Below are 24,331 nucleotides of genomic sequence, written 5' to 3' on the forward strand. Positions count from 1 at the left end.
GCCTTCTCTATTGCTGTAAAAACAAAAAAAAGCCTCAACATAATGTTGAAGCTTTTTTTACTCTGTACGGGCGGAGAGACTCGAACTCTCACACCTCGCGGCACTAGATCCTAAGTCTAGCGTGTCTACCAATTCCACCACGCCCGCAACTTATCCCGATAATTCGGAGTGCAAATATAAACAATAGTTTGAATATTCATAATAACTATAAACAAAATTATCATCCTTTTTGTATTTTTACATAAACTCAATTATTTTCAATGAAAAACATAACAACTTACGTTCAAGAAAACAAGCAACGTTTTCTTGACGAATTAATAGAATTATTAAAAATACCATCGATAAGCGCGGACTCTGCTTACAAAAAACACACTATACAAACTGCAGACGTTGTTGCAAAAAGTTTAACAGAAGCAGGATGCGATGTTGTAGAAGTTTGCGAAACAGAAGGTTACCCAATTATCTATGCTCATAAAATAATAGATAAAAATCTTCCAACAGTATTAGTTTACGGACATTACGATGTACAACCACCAGATCCTTTAGAGTTATGGACATCACCACCATTCGAGCCAGTAATTAAAGAAACAAAATTACATCCTGAAGGCGCTATTTTTGCGCGTGGAGCTTGCGATGACAAGGGACAAATGTATATGCACGTTAAAGCTATGGAATTCATGACAACACAAAACCAACTACCATGTAACGTAAAGTTTATGATAGAAGGAGAAGAAGAAGTTGGAAGTGTAAACCTTGCTAAATTTGTAAAGCAAAATCAAGAAAAACTTTCTAACGATGTTATTTTAATTTCCGATACTGGAATGATTGCTAAAGACACACCTTCAATTACAACAGGATTACGTGGATTAAGCTACGTAGAAGTTGAAGTTACAGGTCCAAACAGAGATTTACACTCTGGTTTATATGGAGGAGCTGTAGCAAACCCAATAAACGTTTTAACAAAAATGATTGCTTCGTTACACGACGAAAACAACCATATTACTATTCCTGGTTTTTATGATAATGTAGAAGAATTATCTTTAGACGAGCGTGCACAAATGGCAAAAGCTCCATTTTCTTTAGAAGGTTATAAAGAAGCACTAGATATCGAGTCGGTTTACGGTGAAGAAGGTTACACCACTAACGAACGTAATAGTATTAGACCAACTTTAGACGTTAACGGAATTTGGGGAGGTTACACAGGAGAAGGCGCAAAAACAGTAATTGCAAGCCAAGCATTTGCAAAAATATCTATGCGTTTAGTACCAAATCAAGATTGGGAAAATATTACCGAATTATTTAAAAACCACTTCGAAAGCATCGCTCCTAAAGGCGTTACTGTAAAAGTAACACCTCATCATGGCGGACAAGGCTACGTTACACCAATAGATAGTATTGGCTATAAGGCAGCAAGCGCAGCATACGAGGAAACTTTTGGAAAAACACCAATACCACAGCGTAGCGGAGGAAGTATTCCTATTGTTGCTTTATTTGAACAAGAACTAAAAAGCAAAACCATTTTAATGGGCTTTGGTTTAGATAGTGATGCAATACACTCACCAAACGAACATTTTGGCGTATGGAATTACCTAAAAGGAATTGAAACTATTCCTGGCTTTTACAAGCATTTTACAGAGATGTCTAAATAAAAATAAAAGGCCACTATTTTTTACCTTATAATAGAGTGAAAAATAGTGGCCTTTTTTAATTTAAGTTCTTCTATTCTTTAATTATCTTTTGGCTAATCTCATTTCCATCGACTTTTAAAGTAACAAAGTAAATACCATTATTTAAACCAGAAAGCTTCAATTTAGTCGAAGTCTCTTCAATACTTTGCTCAAGTATTACCTGACCGTTTATATTAATAATACTTAGTTCTGCTTTATTAAAGACTGGCAATTCAATATTTAAAATGGTTTTTACTGGGTTTGGATATATTTTAAAATCTTCAGCATTAAAATGCTCAACACCTAAAGTGTTTACAAAAACACACTCACTGGTTTCTAAACAACTACCACTAGTAATCTCTACTTTATAGTTACCATTAGTAATCACAGTAAACGACTGATTTGTTTCTCCAAGAATATCTGTATTAGTATCGCAATTTATCCATTGGTAAGTTGCTCCTGCTTGATTTGCTGTTAATAGTGTTCCGTTTTCTGTTACAGTATTTTCTATATTAATTAACCCAGCTTTTGTAGCCGTATAAGCCATTACTAATTTTGTTATTTCATGATAATAAGGCAAATCTAGAGTACTCACTCTATCTCCTGCGCTATGATAATGTTGCGTTTGGTCTCCAGTTTCCCAAGACTCTCCAACTAAAAGTGCTGAATATCCATTACTCCAAAATTTAGAATGATCACTAGCAGATGTTCCTGGATTTACAACATTAGCTGTTAAATTAAAATTATAGGTGCTTAATAAAGAAAGCAAATCATCTTTCATGGCAATAGAATTTGCAATAGGTCTTACATCAATATCAAAATCGTTATCATTAGTATCTATATCGTTATGCGCCATCATATCCATGTTTAAAACACCAAGTATATTATCGTTATTCGCATTTGCTAAATTTGCATAATGTTGTGCACCTAACAAACCAGATTCCTCTTCATCCCACAAAGCATAAACAATAGTATTATCTGTACATTGTGTAGATAAAATTCTAGCTATCTCTAAAACAGCTCCAGTTCCACTTACGTTATCATCTGCACAATAATTATCTACCGAGTCGTAATGCGCGCAAATAACATAAATGTTATTTGGGTTTGTTTTACCTAACTGAGTCGCTATTATATTTCTTCCATTAGTATTAAATGCTTGATCTGTTATTGTAACATTGTTTAGTTTTTGAAACTGTTCCTTTAAATAATCTGCAGCTAAATCGTTATTAGCTTGCTGTCTGTTAATAATGGTAACTGCATTACCGTTAACGGTTGTTGCCACCTCTCCACTAAACTCGTTTAAGGTAAGTGTAAGATTATCTAGACTTACTTGATTTATTAAATCGGCTACTGTTTGAGCAGAACTTTGTAATGAGAAAATAAACACCAAGGCAATAATTACATGTTTCATTTTTTAGCTTTTTTTTGCTAAAGATACTATTTATAAAATATTTATATGCTCTACGTTTGTAGAATAGAAATATTTACTCTACATTTGTAGAGAACAATCTAAAAGTGTAGAACATGCAGCTTACAAAAACAGAAGAAGATTTAATGAATTACTTATGGAAACTAGAAAAAGCTTTCATGAAAGATTTACTAGAAGCCTATCCAGAACCTAAACCTGCAAATACAACTGTTGCTACTCTTTTAAAACGCATGACAGATAAAGGTTTTATAGCTTATAATTTGTTTGGTAACTCTCGTGAGTATTATCCTTTAGTAAAGAAAAAAGATTATTTCTCTAAACATGTAAACGGATTGATTAAAAACTTCTTTAATGATAGCAGCTCACAATTTGCTTCATTTTTTACAAAAGAAACCAATCTCTCTAAGCAAGAATTACAAGAGTTACGAGCAATAATAGATACCGAAATTAAAAATAAGTAATAATGGAAATCTTAATTTTAAAATCTGCAGCTTGCCTAGCGATATTAATGGTTTTCTACAAACTGTTTTTAGAGAAGCTAGCCATACATAAATTTAAACGCTTTTATTTGTTAGGAGCATTGGTAGTGTCTTTAATAATTCCGTTTATTACGTTTATAGAGTACATAGAACCACAATTAACTGTTCCTTATTTTAAGGCAGACCATTCTATTCCTTTAGAACTAATACCTACAGAAGAGATTATTACAGAAGAACCAACAAACTATTTACCAATATTAATTTGGAGTCTTTACGGTTTAGGCGCTCTATTATTTTTATCTAAATTCTGCTTTAACCTTTATAGTATTATTGCGAAAATTAATAAAAACGAAAAACAAAAACATAATAATTTTATTTCGGTTTTATTAAACGATTTAATAATACCACACACATTCTTTAGCTACATTTTTTTAAACAAAACTAAATTTGAAGCTAAAGCAATACCACAAGAAGTAATACTACACGAGCAGACACATGCCAACCAAAAGCACAGTTTAGATATTTTATTTATCGAACTCTTGCAAGTAATATTTTGGTTTAACCCATTACTTTATTTTATTAAAAAAGACATAAAACTTAATCACGAATTTTTAGCAGACGATGCTGTTTTAAAGCAAGGTATAGACTCATCAATTTACCAGGAAACATTGCTTCAATTCACTTCGAATGCAAACCAAGTGCCCTTAGCGCATGCCATCAATTATTCATTAATCAAAAAACGATTTACAATTATGAAAACACAAACCTCAAGAAAAGCCATATGGCTTAGAAGTTTATTATTAGTGCCACTTTTGGGCGGATTGCTATTTAGCTTTAGCGGAAGAGAACAGATTGAAAAAGATGTAGTTCCTGCTATGGCTTTTCCTTCTGAAGAAAAAACTAATAACACAAACCCGATACTTGAATTAAAACAAGAACCATTACACTTAGTATTAAATGGAGAACAAACAAATTTAGAAACTTTAAAAAATGATTTTATTAAAGCTACAGATGGTAATAAATCAGATTTAAAAATAGAAGCTAAAGGCCCTATAGACTATGATCTAATTAAAGAAATAATGTCTGTAATTTCTAAAGACTATCTTTTAAAAATTCAACTATCTGAAGAAGCTTATATTCAAGACAATACAGATTATGAAAATAAAAAATCACAAAAAGAAGCAACACCAAAACAAGTTGCAGAATACAACAAATTAGCTAAACATTATAATACTGAAATAAAGGGTAACGTAATAATTAAATTAAAAGACATTAATCGTATTAAAGAATTATACAATTTAATGAGTGATGCTCAAAAAAAGAACGCTGAACCATTTCCTAATTTTCCACCTCCTCCGCCTACACCACCAAAAGTAAAGAAAGGAGAAGCTTCACTTATTCCTCCGCCTCCAGCTCCTTTAAGAAAAGAAGAAATAATTGGTACCGAAGCTGGTTTTATAAAATACATGAAACAAACCGAAGCAAATAAAGACGCTATTTTTTATAACGGCAAAGAAATTACAGCTAAAGAAGCTACAGCCATTTACAAGAAAGCTGGAAAAATAGATATACTAACACAGCATATTGGACAGGGAAAATACAAAGTAAATCTTTCTGATGCTAAAGGAGCTTTAACAACAATAAAAGCAAAAAACCTTGTCATGACTAATGCCCGAAAAGTAAAGAAAGGAGAAGCCTCACTTATTCCGCCGCCGCCAGCTCCTTTAAGAAAAGAAGAAATAATTGGTACCGAAGCTGATTTTATAAAATACATGAAACAAACCGAAGCAAATAAAGACGCTATTTTTTATAACGGCAAAGAAATTACAGCTAAAGAAGCTACAGCCATTTACAAGAAAGCTGGAAAAATAGATATACTAACGCAGCAAATTGGACGTGGAGAATACAGAGTACAACTCTCTGATGCAAAAGGAGCTGCTACTACAATTAAAGCAGAAAACCTTATTAAAAGTAACACTCAAAAGCTATCTCATAGCCAAAATGAAATCCAAACCGCTTTTGTAAATATAAATGGTAGCACCCATTATAAAGTTATACATTCTGGCAGCACTAAATATTATAATAGAAAAGGCTACTTAACAGATGCAAACGGTAAAGTATTATCTAACAACCCTGTAAATGGTGACCAAGTTATTCCTGGTCAGAATATATCTCAAGTATACAAAGACAATAAAGTTGTTGTTGAATTTAAAAAAACTGGAACAGTTGAAAACACGACCTCTCTTCATTTAAATAGAAAACAAACACTTGAAGCTTTAAAAGAAGATAGGAAAGCACTTTTAGAAAACAGAAAAGAAGAAAGAAAAGCAATGCTTGAGGAAAGGAAAGAAATGCTAAAAAACAGAAGAAGTCAAATTAGAAGGCCGCTTTACGAGCAATTTAAAGGCATGGAAGCTAACGGAACAACCTTTTTCTATGAAGGTGAAAAAATTTCTGAAGCAAAAGCTATTGAGTTAACAAAGGAAAATCCTAAACTAAATGTATCAATGCAAAGTAATAATGGAGTATCTACAGTTCATTTATCTAAAAAAGGCATTACAACAGTTAATGGTAAATTAGTAAAAAAAGAAGAATAGCACATATTTATTTTAAGATTGATTAAAGCCTCTTCACTGAGGCTTTTTTTATTTGTTAAATAGTGTAACAAAAAGCATGTTTTAGCGTTCTAATAGTCTAATCATCAATCAAAATCAATCATCATGCTTAAACACTTTTTTCTTATCTGCTCTGGCGCAGACACAGACATTCTTAAGGATAGTTCTAATGGCGAACAAAACAAATACGCAGGCATTGGTGCTACTGTATTTTTTACCTCTGTTATGGCTTTTATAGCTTCTAGTTATGCGCTTTTTACTGTTTTCGATAATCTCTTTACAGCCATTAGCTTTGGACTCGTATGGGCTTTACTTATTTTTAATTTAGATCGTTTTATTGTTTCAACCATAAAAAAAAGAGGCAGTATTATAGACCAAATTATTCAAGCATTACCAAGACTAATATTAGCATTAATTATTGCTATTGTTATTTCTAAACCTTTAGAATTAAAGATTTTTGAAAAAGAAATTAACCAAGTATTACTAGAGCAAAAAAACGAACTCACGCTTGCTAATCAAGACCAAATTGCACTTCAGTTTAATCCAAAAACTGAAGCTTTAGAACAGGAGATTTCAACTTTAAAAAATGAAATAGAGACTAAAGAAACCGAAGTTAATGCGCTTTATGCTGTTTATATTAATGAAGCTGAAGGTACTGCCGGAACAAACCGTTTAGGCAAAGGACCTGTTTACAAAGAAAAGCGCGATAAACATGATACTGCTTTAGCCGAATTACAACAACTAAAAGCTACAAATGCCGAAAAAATTGTAGCTACAGAAACTGCAATTACTAAATTAAAAACCGATTACGATACACAAGTAGCCACAACACAACCAATAATTGATGGTTTCGATGGTTTAATGGCAAGAGTTAATGCTTTAAACACTTTGCCTTGGATACCTTCTTTCTTTATATTCTTGTTGTTTTTAGCTATTGAAACCTCTCCTATTTTCGCCAAACTATTATCACCAAAAGGTGAATACGATTTTAAATTAGAAGATCAAGAAACAGCTATTAAAACTTTAGTAGACCAAAAAGTAGCAGAACGTAAACTAGCATTAAAAACAGAATTTACAATTAACGATCGTGTTTACAAAGACATTGCTGAGGAAGATGAATTATATGAATACAAACGTAAAAAAGCTAGAGAATTAATGCAATTACAAGCTGATGCTTTTTATAATGGACAAAAGAAGTTACTGTAAATTTAAAATCATAAAAACAAAAAGCGAAGCATCTATAGGATACTTCACTTTGTTTTCTATTACTATTATAATCTAAAAAATTATAGATTATATTTCTTTAAGTGTGCACCTACATCTTTTGGATTATAGATAACCGTTTTAGACACTGGATATTTATCTAATAAATGTTCTGGACGTTTTGGCCTTTGTGTAAAATCACCTCCACAATTTGGACAAACATTTTTAAATAAACCTGCAGCACAACTTGCACAATAAGTACACTCGAAGGTGCAAATTACTGCTTCCTTAGAATCGAAAGGCAATGCTTTATTACAATGCTCGCAAGTTGGTCTAATCTCTAACACTATAGTTTTTTAACGTACTCTGTAATAATTACAATTTGCGTTGGCCCTACTTTACCTTCAATAAAGGTAGCGTTCTCTCTATCTAAACGAATGTTTCTAACAGCGGTTCCTTGCTTTGCAACCATACTAGAACCTTTTACTTTTAAATCTTTGATTAACACAACAGAATCTCCATTATCTAAAATTACACCATTAACATCTCTATGGATAATTTTATCTGCTTCATCTTTATGCTCGTCTGTTAATCTTGCAATTGCCAAAGCATCATCATCAAGATACATCATATCTAATAAGTCTTTAGGCCAACCTTCACCTCTAAGTCTTTGTAACATTCTCCAAGCCATAATTTGTACAGCAACGTGCTCGCTCCACATACTATCGTTTAAACATCTCCAATGGTTAACATCCATTTCTGTGTTTTTTTCTATTTGATCTTCGCAATTTGCACAAAGCAAAACGCAAGTATCTACAGTTTCTGTTAATGATGGTGGAATATTATATTGTCTTGTATCTTTATTAGAAGTACATAACTCGCAAGTTGTATTGCTTCTATCTTGTAACATTTGAAGTACGCTCATTGTATATTTTTTTTGATATTTACAAATATAACAATTGCTTTGTGTTATGCCATAAAAAGAGGACTAAGATGCGTGTTGTATGCTTTCTACTAAACCATTATTTACATAAACTTCTAATAACTTAGCATTATCTGAATTAAATGTTACTTCTTGTGTACTTGCCGGAATCAATATAGTTTCTCCCATTTTTAAAGTCTCCTTATGTAAACCTGCAGTTACTTCTGCTTCTCCTTCTACGCACATAAAAACTACAAATGAGTCTAGATTAGAATACTCTTTTACTTGACGCTTTGTAATGTCTAATATATTAGTTGTAAAATACTCGCAATTAACTAAGTTTGTTTTTGTGTTTGGTTGCAAAGTGTAATCTGCTTTTCCGTTTGAGTCGAATTGCTTTGTCGCTTTTTCTGCTAATTGTGTATGCAACTCTCTTTTATGTCCAGAATCGTCTGTTCTATCCCAATCATATACACGATATGTAATATCTGATGCTTGTTGTATTTCTGCAGCTAAAACACCAGCTCCAATAGCGTGTATTTTCCCTGCTGGAATAAAAAAGCTATCACCTTTTTTAACTTGCTCTCTATTAAAAACAGCATCTACATTATTGGCATTTATATGGTTTAGAACTTCTGGATTAACCGTTTTATCCTTTAAACCTAAAACAATATCAGCATTAGTATCACTATCCATTATATACCACATCTCTGTTTTTCCGAAACTATTATGATGCTTTTTAGCCATTTTATTATCTGGATGTACTTGTACAGATAAATCTGTTTTTGCATCTAAAAATTTTATCAATAAAGGAAAATTGTATCCAAAATTAGCGAAATTATCTGCTCCTAAAAGCTCCGCTTCATAATCTGCTATTAACGTTTTTAAACTAGCACCTTTATAAACACCATTACTTACTTCCGAAATGTTTCCGTTTACGTCAGATATTTCCCAACTTTCACCAACATTATCTTTATCTGTATCTTTCCCTAAAAGGTTTCCTAACTTATTACCTCCCCAAATTTTCTCTTTTAATATTGGGTTGAATTTTATTGGATATACTTTCATAATAATTGATTTAGAATTGAGTTAAACATTGACGGTCGATAAATTGATTATTTACCTTTATTTTTTTCAAATATTCTATTACCGAAAACAGACTTTGAAACAGAGTTAGCTTTATATCACGCCTTTTTAGAGTTTCAGCATTATAATCGACAATAACCTCATGGTTTTCGCTTATTGCTTTTATTAAACTATTTAATCCTTTATAATTAATATTCAATAAATTGATTGAAACATAACCTAAATGCTTTAAGTTAAACTGACTAAACATAAACCTTGCACCTGCTCTTACTGCCGAAACGTCCGACTTAAATTTTCTTATATCCACTACAGATACATTTTGCAACCTTGCCTCTTTAATTTCTTGCAATGCTAAAATTGTATTGTCCTTACTTGCATTATTCACTAAACAAAATTGAATGTCTTTAGCCTGACTAAGTTGTTTTATAAAAATGGTTGTGTCTATGTGTTTTTCGTTATTATGAAAAATTATTATAATACCTGTTTTCATGATTTGGGGTTTTAGAAAGTTGGCAATTAGGCTACTTTTAATTCAGTTGAAACAGCTGTCTTTACATTTTGCTTTTTGTTTCTGTACACCCAAGCAATTTGTCCTAGTTGTCCAACAATTTTTATTGAATCTTTCATTGATAACTTAGAACCATCTGCATGAATCCATCTTTTTAATGGCTGCTCACAAAGCATTGTTTTTGCTTCTTTTAATCCAAAATGGATACTCATTCTTTTAAAAATTTCTACATCAAAAATCCACTGTGTTACAAACTTTTTACCAAAAGCGATATCAATAACATCTTTATGGAAAATTTTAGCGCCACATTGCGTGTCTTTAAAGTCCATTTTTAAAATCTTTCTGATAATAAAGTTAATGGTTAAACTGATTATTTTTCTTGCAGATTCCTTTGTAATATTTGCTCCCATTCTAGAGATACGTGATCCGCTTACAATTTTAAATTCTGTAGTTTCGATAGTTTTAACTAAATCATCAAAATCTGCTAAGTCTGTAGATAAATCTGCATCTAAAAACCCGATGTAATCTAAATCTTCTTTTTCAGCCATGTGTAACATTCCTAAACGAACAGCTTCTGCTTTTCCTCCGTTTTTCTCACAATCATAAACTGTAATAAAATCTTCTCTTCCTTTTTGCAATTCTTTTAAAACTTCTAATGTTTTATCCTTACTTCCATCATTTACAAAACACAAATGGTAACCAGAGTTTTTATCTATATAAGTAATAAATTCTTCACTTAATAAACGCTCTTCTTCATTATAACAAGGGATGACAACACCTACACAACGCTCTTGTATTATTACATTACTTTTAGTCACTGTGTTTTGCACTTCTGGAGCACCAATTAATCGTTTTACACGTGCGCTAATTTCGTTTAAGCTTAATGGCTTTTTCATATAATCGTTAATACCTAATTCAAAACCTTCTGTTATTGTTTCGTCTTTGGTATCTCCCGATAAAACCATGATTGGCGTTTGAGAGTTTTTTGTAATTCTAATATATTTTACAACTTCCAATCCAGATACGCCTGGCATGTTTATGTCCACAATTACTAGATCCGGACTAAAAGACTCAAATATCTCTAAACCTTTGTTGGCGTCTGTTTCTATTTTTACTTCGTATCCTAACTCTACTAATCTTTTTTGTAAAGGCAGTAATACTAATTGTTGGTCGTCTATTGCTAAAACTTTCATAATAAGTGTGTTTAAGTGTTGTTGATGGTACAAATGTACAGGAGAAAACAGCCTTGAAATTGTTATTTAGTTTAACCTATAGTTAAGTGTCGACGAATGGTAGATTGCTGTAGATAATTAAAAATCAAACCACTATTATATTTATTTATCTTTACCATATTATTACAGCTTAGGCTTTATATGAAGGAAACCTCAAACAAATTTTTAATCACCGCCATTCTTTTAGCATTGGCGTTTCATGGTAGTGCCATATTTTTTACTTTGGAAACTACTTATGACGCGTTAATACACCTATTTTTTGCAGATCATTATGCAAACAGTTGGTTTGAACCTTGGAACTACGAGTGGTACACTGGTTTTACGGTACAAAGTTATCCGCCTTTAGTGCATCAAACCATTGGACTACTGTCCATGATTGGTGGCTTAAAGTTTGGAATGTTTAGTGTGGCCTTAATTGCAATTGTACTATTTGTTACTGGTACGTATCGTTTCTCTCTAATGATGACGGCTAATAAAACCGTTGCAGGTTATGCGTGTGTGTTGGCTGTGTTTAGCTCGTCGTTTGTAGAAACGCTTCATATTTTCGGACAGTTACCTAGTATTGTTGGGGTTTCGGTTTTAATGCATTCCCTTCCTGAGATATATTTATGGTTAAAAACCGGTAAAAAATGGTATTTAGCAACCTCTTTATCACTAATAGCAGTCACGGTAACTTCACACCATGTGACGCCCATTTTTGGAATGATCTTTTTTATCTTTCCTTTAATAGGAATGGTAATTATGGATGTTTCGCGCGAGCAAGTCGACACCATGAAAGAAGTGACTTTCAAGCTATTTCTAAACAGTTTTTTTAAACTGTTTAAGCGTATTGTAAGTTTCGGGATGCTTTCATTAGTCTTAATTGTAGGTTGTATTTTTCCATATTGGCTAAACTCCAAAGCCAATCCAATTACTCAAGTACCCATTCCGCATGGCTCTCGCGATAATTTCTTAGAAATCACATCCTCCGGCTTAGTCTTCTTTTTAATTCCTTGGGGAATTTTACTAATATTATTACCCTATATTTTTTATAGATATTACAGCAAACGTTACTTGTTTTTTGGACTATCAATAACCATTTGCACCATATTAGGTACCGGAGGAACCACTCCTGTACCTTTAAAAATGTTAGGCGAAACTGCTTTTAATATTTTAACCTTAGATAGGTTTACACTTTGGGCGTCCATATTATCTATTCCTTTAATGGGCGAATTTGTGTATCGTTTTGTTGAAGGTGATTTAAAAGAACTTATTCAGTCTAAATTTGGCGCTATTTACCATCGTATTATTGGCGGAATATTAGCCGGACTTATGGTATTTATGATTGTATTTACCATGAGTTTAAATTATTTTAGACCGTCACAACCACAGAAAATAAAGATGTTACCTATCGTTAATTTCTTAAATCAAGACGATCATGATAAATGGCGTTTTTTAACACTAGGTTTTGGCGACCAAATGGCGTGGTTAAGTGCGCAAACTAATGCTATGACTGTAGATGGAAACTACCATTCTGCAAGACGATTACCAGAATTAACCACACGACCAATAGAGCGTTTAGAAAACTCTAAATTTAAAGGTGTTGCCGGAATTGGATCACTACAGCAATTTTTAACAACGCCAGAGAAATACAATCTTAAGTACATATTTTCTAACGATAAGTTTTACGATCCCATCCTTTACTTTTGTGGTTGGCAACGTTTACGACAATTAGAAAATGGAATTATGGTTTGGGAACGCCTTAACATTCCGCCAGTATCCTCTATTTTACCTAAAGAAGATGTTGCAAAATGGGTAAAATTAATGTGGGGAATCATTCCGTTTTTAACTGTTTTAATCGCCTTTATTTTAAACATACAAATGCTTTGGGTTAATGCTTTAAAAACACGTATTAAACCAGTTCCAGATTTTTTAAAGTTTCCGACTACCTATAATAAGTTTAATAGAAATGTTTTAAGAATCACCCACGTTTGGTCATTAATTCTTGCCATAGCAGTGTTTTATGGCATCTACTTATTCTATCTAAAAAACGATTCGCAACGCAGTCCAGAAAATGCCATTATCGCATATTACGATGCTTTAGATTTTAAAGAATTTGAAAAAGCGCACAGCTTAATAGATCCTGAAAACAACTTACCAATAGCACAATATATGCTAGAGATATCGGTAACGGATGGTTTACTAAGTAGCTATGCAAAAATGGATGCTATTGAAACCGAAATTACAAAACGTAACGACAGTACTGTCTCTGCAAAAGTGACTAGTCAATGGATTACGCCTTTAGAGAAAATTGAAAAAATTGACTATAAATCATTATCAAGGCGTAAAGGGAAATGGTATTTACAACCAGACGATTTAAATAACGATTTACCACCAGATCAACTATACTCTGATAATGCAACCAAGTATTTTAATCAAGGTAGACGCCGCATTACAACCGAAGCAACACACCATGAAGACATTTTAAAACAACCTGTTTTAGAAGTTGTTTCAGCTAAATTAGTGCAGTATGATGGTAGTTACGCTATAATTGGAGAAGTCCAAAACGTAGATAATGTCCCTGCAGATGTTATTTTAAAAGGCACACTTTATAACGATAACAACAAGCAACTAGCAACGTATAATGCAAAGTACCACGTTAAGCATAAACTAATGCCTAAAGAGTCTAGTAGTTTCCGTATTAACTTTGAAGGTATTGCTTGGTCCAGAACACAAGATTCTATTCCAGACACGTTTAATCCAGACGAATTCACACCTATCGAATTTGAAGAACAACCAACAAAATTTAACTTACAAGTTGCAGGAAATGTTTCGGGATCTGACTTATACAAAAACGTGGTGTTAAGTGCCATTAGCATTAAAGACAGTATTATAAACGGAAACTTATTTAATAGCGGTATCCAAGAGATTACAATCCCTCAACTTTTAGTAACTTACTATGACGAAAATAAAGACATGGTTTGGGTAGATCACCTATTTGTAAAAGAAGGTGTAAGACAACAACGTAAGCAAGATTTTGAATACCACATATTACAAGATGGTCAGGTGAAAATAGTTAATACAGACATGAAAAACATTTTTGTAAATGGTTTACCAAACGATGCCATTGCTGGAAAAATTGTTCCTAACAGAATTGAAAACCATAGCGATGCCCAATTACAAAAAATTGACCATCCTGATTTTAGTTATATTAAAATAGAAATTAACACATACATAGGAAGCCCAAATTAATGCTACTTAAACGCACATACATATTTGTTTTAGGTTTGATTTTATTATCATCGTTTGCTATTGTGCAACACAATGACGCTACTAACCCTATTCAATTAGTAACGACGCAAACAGATTATAATGTTGGTAAGCCAATTGTTTTAAAATTTACTGCTTCAGAAGGCGAAAAACCATTATTGTATTGTTCTAATAGTTATGGATCAACTTTAGTTTCGGCTATAGCCGAAGGAGGTATGCTTCAATATATAATTCCGGAAAACATAATCAAAAAAATTGGCGTTGTAAACTGGATAGTATTAGACAAAAATAAATCTGCTGCCGGTCAATTTAATATTATTCCAAAAGCAGAAGTCGCAACCATGGAAACCTATATTGGACCTCCAAGTATTGAAGCCGGAGGAACAGACTACACCATGTTGGTAGTTATACCTACAGATTCTTTAGACAATCCTGTACCAACAAACACAAAGGTTAATGCGAGGTTTCAGTTTTTAGCTTCCGAAGAAAATGACGACATCTTTACTAATAATTTAATTTCCTGGAGAAACATTAATTCTAAGCGAGAAAGCGGACGGATGCTTGTCTCTTCAGAAAGTTTAGGAATTAATTCTAAAGAATTTACCATTAATGTATGGGCTGCAATTCCTACAGATTTTAAAATTTCGGCAAAACGACCACATAACTACGCCGACGGAAATCAGGTAACCACTTTTAATACCTCTGTAATTAAAGACAAGCAAGACAATGTGGTTAGCGATGGTACATTTGTTACCTTTTTTATAACCAACAACCACGGAAATATTTTAAAAACCACAGGAACGACTATTAATGGAGTTGCACACTCTAAAATTATTCATCCTGATTTTAAAGACAACTGGAGCATTAAAGCCTATGTTGATGGTATGGCAGAAAGCGATACAATTACACTAAGTTACCAAAGTGTTATTGAAGATTTTGATGTTGCTTTTGCTAATAAAAATCGTGAAATTTTAGTTGGTCCTTTACAAAGTTTTATGGAGCAAATGATTCCGGATGGTTTACACGTCAAACTTTTAATTTACAAAGACAATGTGCTTATTGCCACCATTATAAAAACATCTTTTAATGGGTATGTTACTTTTAATTTAAAGCCTGCTGTTTATCAAAACGACACGTATAGTTTTAGTGTTGAAACTGCTGGAATAAACAAAACATTTAATAACAAAAAACTATGGTAGGTCTTAATAAAAACATACTCCGTACCATATTAATAATCTCATATATTATGATTGTAGCCTTGATTATATCTGGTATAAGTGCGCTTTTTAGTTACTTAAATACGGGAGCAGACAGAAGTACGATGCTACATACCGAAATACAAAAAATTGAACAATACGCTCCAAAATTAATTTGGGAACCTTTAAACAATGAAGGTCGCCCAATGGATAACGAAAATCTAAATGCCTTACAAAACGATTATTTAGATGCTTGGTATGTCAAACAAGTGGCATACAAAAGCAATAAAACTGCTGGTATAAAAGATTATTATACCGATAGCGCTAGAAAAAACCTATATGCATTTATAGAATTAAACAAAGCTGAAAACACAACCATTGAAGCCACAACATTAAACCATAAACCTACTTTAAAGTTTTTTAGTGAAGACGGTCAACTTGCTGTCATTACAGATAGAAATGTTGTAGAATATAAACGGGTGTTTAAAGCTGAAAAATTAGTACTAGAAACAACAGAAACCTCAACTTACAAAATGGTGTTTTTGCTAGAAGATGGATTTTGGCGTATTAGACATTTAGTTAAAGAAAACACTAAACCTTACGCACCACAAATAGCAAAAATTGAAACTGATAGTTTAATTATTAAAGGGATTAATTACTATCCAAAAGCAACACCTTGGAATATGTTTGGTGACGCTTTCGCGAAAGACACAATTGCCAACGACTTTAAAGTTATTAAAGACGCTGGCTTAAATTCGGTTAGAATTTTTGTGCAATATGATGACTTTGGAAAAGCTGATGTAGATCCTAAAAAGCTAGAAAAATTAAAACAAACTTTAGATGCTGCGGAAGAACAAAACCTAAAAGTAGTAGTAACGTTATTTGATTTTTATGGTGATTATTCTGTAATGAATTGGACCTTAAATCAACGTCACGCAGAAACTATAGTCTCTACTTTTAAAGACCACAACGCTATTATTGCTTGGGATATTAAAAACGAACCAAACCTTGATTTTGAGTCTAGAGGAAAAGATATGGTTATTGCTTGGTTAGACAACATGATAGATTTAGTAAAATCTATAGATAAGGTACATCCTGTAACTATTGGTTGGTCTAATACCCAAAGTGCACCAATTTTAAAAGATAAGGTAGACATTGTTTCGTTTCATTATTATGAAGGCTTAAGCGAATTGGATGCTGCCATAAAAACGATGCAAAACCAAATACCAAACAAACCATTAGTATTGCAAGAATTTGGAATGTCATCTTATAGCGGATTTTGGAAACCATTTGGAAGCTCTGAAGAAGACCAAGCTAATTATCACAAAAAAATCCAAGAGATTATTGCTTCTAATAAGTTGCAATTTATGTCTTGGACTTTATATGATTTTGTTGATGTACCAAAAGCAGTTGTAGGTAGCAGACCTTGGCGTCGTAATACCCAAAAACGTTTTGGATTTATCGATAAAAATGGTGTAAAAAAGGCGTCATTTAAATATATTACTAATTAATACTTTTAATCAAATACATTATTCGTAGTTCGTTTGTCATTCAGAGCGAAGCGAAGAATCTCAATAACAAAACAGTATTGATTTATAAAGATTCTTCAGTCGTACCTCCTTCTGAATGACAACATTTTAAAACTCACTTTAATCTTGAAATTTATCATATTTTCAATACTGTTTTTGTAATTCTTGTAAAAACAAAGACTATCAAATTAAGTAGGTTAACTTGAGAGTCTTTGATAATAATGTCAATAAACTGACACTTGATATATTATTTGTTTGGGACAAAAAAGGTATCGTATATTACTGTTATTCTAGTGTTGTTGGTTCTAAAACCACTGCTTTTTCTTTTGTTTTTCTTGCTGTTTTACTTGGCGACTTTTTAGCAATAATAGCATCAAACTTATTTAAATACATGTCTGCAATTTTCTCCATTGGATACGCTGTTGCTGCTTGATAATTAGATTTTCCTAAAGCAATTCTGTGAGCGTCGTTTGTTACAATAGCCTCAATTGCTGTTGCTAAACTATCTACAGATGTAGGCTCAAAAAATTCACCTTTATAACCTTCGTCTTTTACTAATAAAGCAAGATCTCCTAAATCCGGCATCACTACTGCTTTACCATAACTTCCTGCTTGATGTAAAACACCTGAGCTTCCTGTTGTTGATGTATAAGGAAATACAACTACCGCACTTTCTTTAAATAAGGTTGGCACTTCATATTCTTCAACATACCCCGTAAAACGTACTTGCGGCACATGCTTATAATCTTCTTGGACTTTTGCTAAATAACCTGGCACATTTGGGTTGTCTGTTCCTGCAATTACAACTTCAAGATCTAATCCTGTAGACGCTCTTACTTTCTCAACCGCTTCAATCATACCCTCTACTTTTTTGTAGGTTCCAAATTTACCAAAAGTCATAACTTGTAAAGGACCTTGTGGTAAATCGTATTCTGGCTTTTCTTCAGAAATCTCAAAAGTTCCGTGCGGAATTAATGTCACATTTTTAGCTTTATATTTTTTCTCTAAAATGTCAACATACTTTTGCATTGTTACTGCAACCGTATCTGCTTGTAAGATTAACCTTGTCAAGCTTGTTCCAATAAAACCATATACTTTTTGCATGATTTTGCTACTTGTAAATCCTGCTGATCCTAAATCTACTTCTTCTAATATATTATGCAATAACACGATATTAGGAATCTTTTTTAGTTTACAAACCAATGGTAACATTAATCCTAAAGCTGCTGCTATTTTTTTGTCTCCAAACTTCATGAATTGTAAGTTGAATAAAACTGCATCTGGCTTAGTTTTACTTATAGCTTTAGTTACATTTAAAATATTTGTGTAACTATTAAAAGCCCAGCACTCTTTAACTGTAATCTTACAACCATCTTCTGTAAAAGCAATATCTTTTGCTCCTTCTGTTTTATCTGTTAATAAAACAATTTCAGTAACATTTTCTTTTTGTCTAAAGTGCTTTACTAAATGGTAAGCATACTCATTTAAAGTTACCTTACTTGGTGGATATGCTGTTACGATTGCTAGTTTCATTATTATATGTTTTTAATATATTGTTTCTTAATTACACTACAAATTTGCGTTATTAAAGAGACATATTCAGTTGAGTTTAGATAGGTTGCAAGTTGCTGTCGACGAATGGAAAGTAAGTGTCGTTTCACTTTTTTATCGATGGTTGTATTTTAATGTTTTTATGAAGAAATGATGAAAATAATCTTTTCATTTAGAAGGAGATGCCACTTAAAAATCTATACTTCCTACAACACTCTTATATGAGATTCTTCGCTTCGCTCTGAATGACAGTCTTGCTCTGAATGACATACTCTAATATTTTACTTCTCATTCTTCACATTAAAAATAAAGAAAGACAATTGCATGACTAACAATAACACCATTGCTATAATCTGCATGTGTACTACCTGCTCTAAACTGTCATGAAAAAAGATAACTAATACCATTTGAAGCATTCCGAAGATTCCTGAAATTACTACAGGAATAAATTTATCTAACGATAAGTAGTAATAAGCAAAGATGTTTGATATGGCAAACAAACCTGTTGCTAATGCGTACTTCCATAATAATGGAGCCATCTCCAAATAGCTATCTCCAAATAACATGGTAATTGCTGTTTCTGGAAACAATGCGCAACCAATAACTATTGCTGTTGCAATTGCTGCGATGTAACCAACGTATTCAAATAAAATAGGCGCTGTTGCTTTTCCTTCTTTTTTAAGCTGAACCACTGTTGGCAATAATAACATGACAAACATCCAAGCTACGAAGTATACTATACGACCTATTAAAGCTAAAGAAGCGTACAAACCTGCATCGTAAGCATCAAAGTAATGTTTCACTAATAAGATGTCACTATTGTTAATTATAATCTGTGTAAGCTCGTAAAACGCTGTAATTATAAAAAAGCTTTTAACTTGTTTAGATTGGCTAGCTTCAATAGCAATTGATTTTTTAAAGTTTAAGTTTTTAAATTTGAAAGGCACTAAACCAAATCCAAAAGAGATTAAAATTCCGATAGCAATCACAACCGAAGATTGTATATCAAACAAAAAGATTAACGCTAACGTAATTACTAATCGACTTAGCATTTCAGCTTGATAGGTAATTGATAAAGACTTGAATTCTTTTTTACCTTGAAAGACACCTCTGTTTACACTCATTAAAAAGTATAAAGGCACCCCAATTCCAAAAATAGTAAACATGCTAGAAGACGACGTATTAAAAACCGCTTGTAATTGATTTGCAAAAACAATAATTAACGCTCCCAACCCTAAACCAACAATTGTTGCATTTTTATAAAATTTTGAAATAAAATTTGTAAAAGTTTCGTTTTCAAAAACCACAGAAAACTTTGCAGTTACCAATTGAAACGTCATAGCTACAAAAGATAGCACTAATAAAAAGGTAATTAATACAGCAGCATCTGCAAATTGTGCTGGACCTAACACACGACCTAAAATAAGATTGTACAAATAATTTCCTCCATTTACTGCCAATACGCTTAGCATAAACAATTGTTCTTGAGATATTTTTTTTGGTATTGAAAGAGATAGAGCTTGCATCTTATTAAGTGTTTTTGGTATTATTAATTAGGCTATGTTAGAAAACTGATAATCTTCGTAGATTTCTTCACTTCTAAAGCCTGTAACAAAAAATGGATTACTTTTTAATGCTTCATTTTTATACATTTCTTTTAATGTATAAAGTGCAGATTCATCAATTTCAGTAACCTTATCAAAGTCAATGGTTAAGTTTCTAAAAGGATTTTGAATTAATCCAAAATGCATTTTAAAGTTTCTTACCGTTGTTGCGTTTAATTTACCTTCTAATGTAATTGTATTGTCTTGTTGTGAAATTGTTAATGCCATAATTGTTATTTTTAAATTGTTTGTGTTTGATTTCTGATACAAAGATGCGACGCAAACCTCTCAAAGACTTTTGAATTTCGATGAGTGGACCATTGGTGTAGACGAATGATTGAATATGAATGCTTAACTTGCAAATGATTTAAAACTAGAACATGAAACTCAAATCTATACTCCTACTTACCTTATTACTAACTGCTATTTTTGGCTATTCGCAAGACATGCAAGAAGGCTTTACCTATCTAGAAACTGGTAAGTACGCTAAAGCGGAAACGTTTTTTAAAACCATATTAAAGGAACATCCAGACAATAAAACTGCTAGACTATGTTATGGTCGTGCCATTGGATTAAACGGAAAACCAGAAGAAGCAAACACTCTTTTTACAATCTTATTAGCAGATTATCCAACAGATTTTGAGGTAAAACTAAATTATGGCGAATCTTTATTATGGAATAGTAATTTTCCAAAAGCAAAAACTTATTTTAAAAGTTTAATAGACGAAGACCCTAAAAGCTTTCCGGCATTATTAAGTTATGCTAACACCTTATCCAATTTAAAAGAATATGAAGATGCTTTAAAATATGTTGATAAAGCATTGGACGTATTACCAGGAAACCCAAATGCTTTAACCTCTAAAAAGTATATGTATTTAGGATACGCTTATCAAAAACAACAAGCACAACAATACGATGAAGCAGAAGCCTTATTAAAACAAAATCTTACATTGTTTAATAATGACAAAGACACATTATTAAACTTAGCAAACCTATATTTAATAGCAAATAGACTAGACGATGCTAAAGCAACGTATGATATTTTAGCCGAAAACCCTGAAAATAAAATTACTGCATTAAATGGTTTAGCATTAGTAAATCATTTAAAAGGAAAAGAAAAAGATGCTCTACAATTAAGCCAGCAAGCTTATGATAGTTTAGAGGATACAGCAGACACAACACTTACACAACAAACAACAGAGCGTTATGCACAGGCTTTAATTTGGAATAAAAAATATAAAACTGCGGATACACTTATAGCTAAATTAATAGAAACCCAACCCAACGATAATTGGGTATTAGCCTTACGCGCTACTCTTAATATTTATAAAAGTGATTTTAAAAAGAGTGTAAAAGATTATAATCAAATTTTGGTTAATGATAGTACATCTTTTGATGGCAATCTTGGAAACGCAAATGCCTTAAAAGCATTAGGTAAATATGATGATGCTTATACTTCTGCCGAAAACACTCTAAAGTTTTACAAGAACCAAAAAGACGCTACTAACTTTATAAAAAATCTTAACACTACATTTACACCTTCTTACGAAGGAAAAACATCGTATACTTTTGATAATGGAGATAACGAAGCATTTGCTTTTAACAATAGTGTCGAGTTTCCTTTTTCTACAAAATTTAAAATTTTAGGAAGCTATAATTACAGAAGTACTACTAATGCTGTTACTAATAACGATGCTACCTCTAACGACTTTAGTGCAGGTATATCTTATCAATTATTACCAAACTTAACCTTTAAAGGTACTGCAGGATTAACATCGGCAAAAGCAACCACTAATGATTACACACAACTATTAACAGATGTGTCTTTTAATATAAAACCTTTTAAGCTACAGGATTTAACGGTTGGTTACAAACGTGAATTACAAAGCTTTAATGCAGAGTTATTAGATCGTGAAATTGTACAAAATAACTTTTATGCTAATTACAGTTTAAACACTAATTTTAATTTAGGATGGTTTACACAATACTTTTATACTAGCCAAAGTGATAGTAATGCTAGAAATTTATTGTTTACGTCTTTATACTACAATATATTACCAAAACCTTCGCTTAAAGCTGGTTTAAACTACCAATACATTACGTTTAAAAACCAAGTACCAACAATCTATTTTTCTCCAGAAACATTTAATGCTGTAGAAGTTTTTGTTAATATTATTAAAGACGAAAATATTGCAAAACCTAAAGAATGGTTTTACGAACTTACTGCAGCAACAGGATTACAATACATAGAAGACGACAGTAGCCAAAGCACTTACAGAATACAAGGAAAATTGGGTTATAAATTCTCGGAGCGTTGTATGGCTAATTTATTTGGCACACGAAGTAACATTGCCTCTGCAACTGCAGCAGGATTTACCTTTAACGAAATTGGATTACGTTTTAAATGGTTATTATTTGAAAAACCGCTTTTTAGGGAATAAAACATAGCAATTAAGCAAAAAAACACAAGCCTTACGCTTGTGTTTTTTAAAATAAAATATAATCTGCTATTAATTATCCTCTACTAGCTTTTACAGGGCAACCTATTGCTTTGGTTAAAGTAACCTCTGGCTTTTTACCTGCTTGTAAAGCTTTTATTGCATCTTCAACATACTTAACTTTTACATCTTCTGGAGATTTAGAATTATCATCTATTGCACCTATATATTGAACTTTACGATCTTTATCTAATAAAAACACATGTGGCGTTCTTACCGCTCCATATTGTGGATAAATTTTCTGACCTTCGTCTACTAAATAAGAAAACGTAAATCCTTTTTCTTTAGCTCTTGCTTGCATTGCTGCATAACCTTCTTTTTCGTTTTCTGGACTGTTTGGGTTTATAGCAATTACCGAATAACCTTGTGGTGCATACGTATTATGTAACTCGATTAAACGGTCTTCATATAACTTTGAAAAAGGACATTCGTTACAAGTAAATGTTACAATATAACCTTTAGCATTATCGATACTAGCTAGAGAAACCATTGAACCATCTACATTTTTAAGATTAAAATCTGTAGCGACATCTCCAATATTATAGCCTCCAATTTCCTCTATAGTTTTTGTTTGTTCTGGGCTACCTCCTTTAGGCGGTCCTTTTCTATCTCCTCCATGTGGTGGTGGTCCTTTTCGGTCTCCATGTTCATGGTCACCTTCTGGTCCATGACCTCTACCATCATGCTCTAAAGCTATTTCGTTTTTATTACTCTCCTTATCTTTACAAGACATTAATACTCCTACAGATAAAGCAAGCATTACAAATACTACACGCATTCTATTCATTTTTAAATTATTTAATTATTAATTGTTTTATTTATTTCTGTTTCTAAGTCTTCTACACTTTCAAACGAACGCTCGAAAAAAGCACGTTTTTTATTGTTAAAAACAATGGTAAATGGTATTGCTCCAGACCAGTTTGAATCTATTTTATCTATCCAAGTGTTAGAATCTGGATCATCTAAAATAACCACTTTATTAGTTATATTTTTTGTCTTTAAAAACGGTTTAAGCTTAGTATCAATATCTTTTGGAAAATCCATACTCACCAATAACACCTCAACATCAGGATATTTATCTGCATAGGCTTCGATATATGGTAATTCTTTAACGCAAGGCGCGCACCACATTGCCCAGAAATTAACAATGTAGGTTTTATTAGTATTTGTATATAATAAAGGTTCAATTTCTTCAAAATTATAAACAGAAATACTATCGTTAATTGTTTTATTACTAACAGTTGACGCTGCAGTATTATCAGATTTAATACCATTACAGCTTGCGCAAAAACAGAATACTAACAACAGCACTATTATTGCTTGTAATTTTTGTTTTACAAAGAGTGTTTTTACCAAAATAGGAAGGTTTAAAATAGTAAGACTTTTTAAATTGTAAAAGGTTTAATTAGGAGTTTGTTATTTTTATTAAGCAATCAAATTAAAATAACTGTAAAATTAACTCCTTCTGAACCAAAACTTATTCCCTAAATAAAAAATAGTATTCGGTTTCTAATACTTATTAACATTACTCAGGCAACTATTAAATACACAGTAAAACACTCG

General features: G+C 32.1%; 19 protein-coding genes and 1 tRNA gene. 8 read left to right on the plus strand and 12 right to left on the minus strand.

The annotated features are described in order from the left end of the window. Nucleotides 1–65 precede the first annotated feature (65 nt). A tRNA-Leu gene (locus Q0935_RS08335) sits at nucleotides 66–147 on the minus strand. Between the two features lie 113 nt (nucleotides 148–260). On the opposite strand from Q0935_RS08335, the gene Q0935_RS08340 reads away from it, so the two are divergent. Continuing rightward, nucleotides 261–1,649 (plus strand): dipeptidase, encoded by a 1,389-nt coding sequence (locus Q0935_RS08340; RefSeq protein WP_299384520.1) that lies wholly within the window; start codon nucleotides 261–263, stop codon nucleotides 1,647–1,649. Nucleotides 1,650–1,719: 70 nt separating this feature from the next. Here the strand turns inward: Q0935_RS08340 and Q0935_RS08345 are convergent, their stop codons facing one another. Continuing rightward, entirely contained in the window at nucleotides 1,720–3,078 is a 1,359-nt protein-coding gene (locus Q0935_RS08345; RefSeq protein ID WP_299384523.1) for a M28 family peptidase, read from the minus strand. A 113-nt stretch (nucleotides 3,079–3,191) separates the two neighbouring features. Here Q0935_RS08345 and Q0935_RS08350 point away from each other — a divergent pair, with 113 nt between their 5' ends. From Q0935_RS08350 to Q0935_RS08360, 3 genes are all read left to right on the plus strand, one after another. Then, nucleotides 3,192–3,557, plus strand: coding sequence for a BlaI/MecI/CopY family transcriptional regulator (locus Q0935_RS08350; RefSeq protein WP_299384526.1), 366 nt, complete (start codon nucleotides 3,192–3,194; stop codon nucleotides 3,555–3,557). A 2-nt stretch (nucleotides 3,558–3,559) separates the two neighbouring features. Beyond that, the gene (locus Q0935_RS08355) at nucleotides 3,560–6,172 is read left to right on the plus strand and encodes a M56 family metallopeptidase (protein WP_299384528.1); all 2,613 of its coding nucleotides are present in this window, start codon (nucleotides 3,560–3,562) and stop codon (nucleotides 6,170–6,172) included. 123 nt (nucleotides 6,173–6,295) lie between these two features. Further along, nucleotides 6,296–7,396 carry a DUF4407 domain-containing protein gene (locus tag Q0935_RS08360; protein WP_299384530.1) on the plus strand — a complete coding sequence of 367 codons (1,101 nt, stop codon included), beginning with the start codon at nucleotides 6,296–6,298 and terminating at the stop codon, nucleotides 7,394–7,396. 80 nt (nucleotides 7,397–7,476) lie between these two features. On the opposite strand, the gene Q0935_RS08365 is transcribed toward Q0935_RS08360, so the two are convergent. The 5 genes from Q0935_RS08365 to Q0935_RS08385 form a co-directional block, all read right to left on the minus strand. Beyond that, nucleotides 7,477–7,740, minus strand: coding sequence for a DUF1272 domain-containing protein (locus Q0935_RS08365; RefSeq protein WP_299250667.1), 264 nt, complete (start codon nucleotides 7,738–7,740; stop codon nucleotides 7,477–7,479). Then, the gene (locus Q0935_RS08370; RefSeq protein WP_299384534.1) at nucleotides 7,740–8,318 is read right to left on the minus strand and encodes an alkylphosphonate utilization protein; all 579 of its coding nucleotides are present in this window, start codon (nucleotides 8,316–8,318) and stop codon (nucleotides 7,740–7,742) included. The genes Q0935_RS08365 and Q0935_RS08370 overlap by 1 nt, the downstream gene beginning before the upstream one ends. Nucleotides 8,319–8,381: 63 nt before the next feature. Then, complete coding sequence (locus Q0935_RS08375) at nucleotides 8,382–9,383, minus strand: type I phosphomannose isomerase catalytic subunit (RefSeq protein ID WP_299384538.1); 1,002 nt, start codon at nucleotides 9,381–9,383, stop codon at nucleotides 8,382–8,384. A gap of 10 nt (nucleotides 9,384–9,393) precedes the next feature. Continuing rightward, a complete protein-coding gene (locus Q0935_RS08380; protein WP_299384541.1) occupies nucleotides 9,394–9,891 on the minus strand; it encodes a glycosyltransferase family A protein in 498 nt (165 codons plus the stop codon). A 26-nt stretch (nucleotides 9,892–9,917) separates the two neighbouring features. After that, entirely contained in the window at nucleotides 9,918–11,102 is a 1,185-nt protein-coding gene (locus tag Q0935_RS08385) for a response regulator (RefSeq protein WP_299384545.1), read from the minus strand. A gap of 180 nt (nucleotides 11,103–11,282) precedes the next feature. Here Q0935_RS08385 and Q0935_RS08390 point away from each other — a divergent pair, with 180 nt between their 5' ends. From Q0935_RS08390 to Q0935_RS08400, 3 genes are read left to right on the plus strand one after another with little or no spacing between them, the layout of a single operon-like run. After that, the gene (locus Q0935_RS08390; RefSeq protein ID WP_101201997.1) at nucleotides 11,283–14,372 is read left to right on the plus strand and encodes a hypothetical protein; all 3,090 of its coding nucleotides are present in this window, start codon (nucleotides 11,283–11,285) and stop codon (nucleotides 14,370–14,372) included. Next, nucleotides 14,372–15,589 carry a hypothetical protein gene (locus tag Q0935_RS08395; protein WP_299384552.1) on the plus strand — a complete coding sequence of 406 codons (1,218 nt, stop codon included), beginning with the start codon at nucleotides 14,372–14,374 and terminating at the stop codon, nucleotides 15,587–15,589. Before Q0935_RS08390 ends, Q0935_RS08395 begins: the two co-directional genes overlap by 1 nt. Continuing rightward, nucleotides 15,583–17,097: a glycoside hydrolase family 2 TIM barrel-domain containing protein gene (locus Q0935_RS08400; protein ID WP_299384556.1), complete on the plus strand. Its 1,515-nt coding sequence runs from the start codon at nucleotides 15,583–15,585 to the stop codon at nucleotides 17,095–17,097. The genes Q0935_RS08395 and Q0935_RS08400 overlap by 7 nt, the downstream gene beginning before the upstream one ends. A 303-nt stretch (nucleotides 17,098–17,400) precedes the next feature. Here Q0935_RS08400 and Q0935_RS08405 read toward each other — a convergent pair whose 3' ends face one another. The 3 genes from Q0935_RS08405 to Q0935_RS08415 all read right to left on the minus strand — a co-directional run bounded on the left by Q0935_RS08405 (nucleotide 17,401) and on the right by Q0935_RS08415 (nucleotide 20,498). Beyond that, entirely contained in the window at nucleotides 17,401–18,648 is a 1,248-nt protein-coding gene (locus Q0935_RS08405) for a glycosyltransferase (protein WP_101202000.1), read from the minus strand. A gap of 299 nt (nucleotides 18,649–18,947) precedes the next feature. Beyond that, nucleotides 18,948–20,192, minus strand: a complete 1,245-nt coding sequence (locus tag Q0935_RS08410; protein ID WP_299384562.1) for an oligosaccharide flippase family protein — start codon at nucleotides 20,190–20,192, stop codon at nucleotides 18,948–18,950. A 27-nt stretch (nucleotides 20,193–20,219) separates the two neighbouring features. Then, nucleotides 20,220–20,498, minus strand: coding sequence for an STAS domain-containing protein (locus tag Q0935_RS08415; protein ID WP_299384565.1), 279 nt, complete (start codon nucleotides 20,496–20,498; stop codon nucleotides 20,220–20,222). Nucleotides 20,499–20,650: 152 nt separating this feature from the next. On the opposite strand from Q0935_RS08415, the gene Q0935_RS08420 reads away from it, so the two are divergent. Continuing rightward, entirely contained in the window at nucleotides 20,651–22,711 is a 2,061-nt protein-coding gene (locus Q0935_RS08420; RefSeq protein ID WP_299384569.1) for a tetratricopeptide repeat protein, read from the plus strand. A gap of 73 nt (nucleotides 22,712–22,784) precedes the next feature. Here the strand turns inward: Q0935_RS08420 and Q0935_RS08425 are convergent, their stop codons facing one another. Beyond that, on the minus strand, nucleotides 22,785–23,555 hold the full coding sequence (locus tag Q0935_RS08425; RefSeq protein WP_299384572.1) for a thioredoxin family protein: 771 nt from the start codon (nucleotides 23,553–23,555) through the stop codon (nucleotides 22,785–22,787). Between the two features lie 11 nt (nucleotides 23,556–23,566). Continuing rightward, on the minus strand, nucleotides 23,567–24,124 hold the full coding sequence (locus Q0935_RS08430; RefSeq protein ID WP_299384576.1) for a TlpA disulfide reductase family protein: 558 nt from the start codon (nucleotides 24,122–24,124) through the stop codon (nucleotides 23,567–23,569). Nucleotides 24,125–24,331: the final 207 nt, after the last annotated feature.

It is taken from the genome of uncultured Lacinutrix sp., assembly GCF_947500605.1.
In the GTDB taxonomy this organism is placed as follows: Bacteria; Bacteroidota; Bacteroidia; order Flavobacteriales; family Flavobacteriaceae; genus Lacinutrix.